The organism is Falsigemmobacter faecalis (assembly GCF_003863335.1).
Lineage (GTDB): Bacteria > Pseudomonadota > Alphaproteobacteria > Rhodobacterales > Rhodobacteraceae > Wagnerdoeblera > Wagnerdoeblera faecalis.
Genome location: NZ_RRAZ01000100.1, coordinates 1 through 1,036, shown reverse-complemented (window position 1 = coordinate 1,036; position 1,036 = coordinate 1). Strand labels below are relative to the sequence as shown.

At 57.5% G+C, this 1,036-nt stretch carries 2 protein-coding genes; both read left to right on the top strand.

Features of this window, described 5'->3' with window-relative positions; genetic code table 11:
- Positions 1-450: 450 nt before the first annotated feature.
- Positions 451-753 (top strand): transposase, encoded by a 303-nt coding sequence (locus EG244_RS20240; RefSeq protein ID WP_233589093.1) that lies wholly within the window; start codon positions 451-453, stop codon positions 751-753.
- On the top strand, positions 753-1,036 hold a 284-nt coding region (locus EG244_RS20235), incomplete at its 3' end, for a hypothetical protein (RefSeq protein WP_199738053.1). The genes EG244_RS20240 and EG244_RS20235, both read left to right, overlap by 1 nt.

Here is a 1,036-nt window from a genome sequence, read left to right as displayed (position 1 = left end):
GACGATGTAAGTCGTCAAAAGCCGCGAGACGTCGGAGCGGAAGAGGGCAAGGAGACCTTTGGCGAAACGGTCGTGAGACAGGATCAGGAAAACCAGTTGTGCAACACGTGCCATCGGGCACGCGGCGTTGATCTGGACCTGATCTGCGAACACCATAGTGGCCCGCGGCATGAGATGGCCGCATCAAAGGCCGGATAGATGTCAGCCCCCGACAACGCGCCCAAAAGATCCAAATTACCCTCTTGCGCAAGGGGCGGTTATACATGTTGCACAAATCGGGCTTGGGATAGCACGCCCCTAGCCCCTTCATTGTTTGCTGCAATACGGACCGTATTCGGCGTGCCGAGCGCTGTAAAACGGTTGAGGACTGAGCAGTCGAACGCCACCGCGTATCGACCCACGAATTTCCTGCTCAGGCTATAGTGGAGCAAAATAGCCATGAGTATGACGATGGAAGACAGCATCAAACGTTGGACGGCGAAGTGCAAAACCGCGCTTGTGATCGAGATCATCCAGGGCAAAACGACAATAGCGGAGGCCAGCCGGTCCTTCGACCTGAGCCCCTCCGAGATCGAAGGCCGGGGCGATGACGCCAAGAAGGGGATGGAGAATTCCTTGCGCGCGAACCCGCTCGATATCCGCGCGCAATACGAGAAGCCGTTGAAAGATCTGCAGGAAGCCTATGGCGAAGCGATGCTGGAGCGACGTGCGCGAAAAAAGCTTCAGGTCTTGTTGGGGCAACAGGACGACTGATGATCCTGAAGCTTCATCAAGGCCTTAAGGGAGATGGCCTTCAGGTGTCCATCTCTCAGCTCTGCGCTTGGTTTGGTGTGGCGCGGCGGTCGGTTTATTATCGTCCAACCAAGGCCCTGCCACGCGTGAACCCGGCTTTTGCCGAGCCGATCAGGAAGATGATCGAAGAGCAGCCGTCCTTCGGCGACCGAACCGTCGCGTGGCTTCCCGGCCTCAACAAGAACACAGTGCAGCGGAGCTTTCAGCTGAAGGGCTGGCAAGTCCGCAAGCGCGCCATTGGCAT

What these genes read in the sequence shown, in the direction of transcription:
- EG244_RS20240 (WP_233589093.1), top strand. Translation starts at nt 451, where the DNA reads ATGGAAGACAGCATCAAACGTTGGACGGCGAAGTGCAAAACCGCGCTT.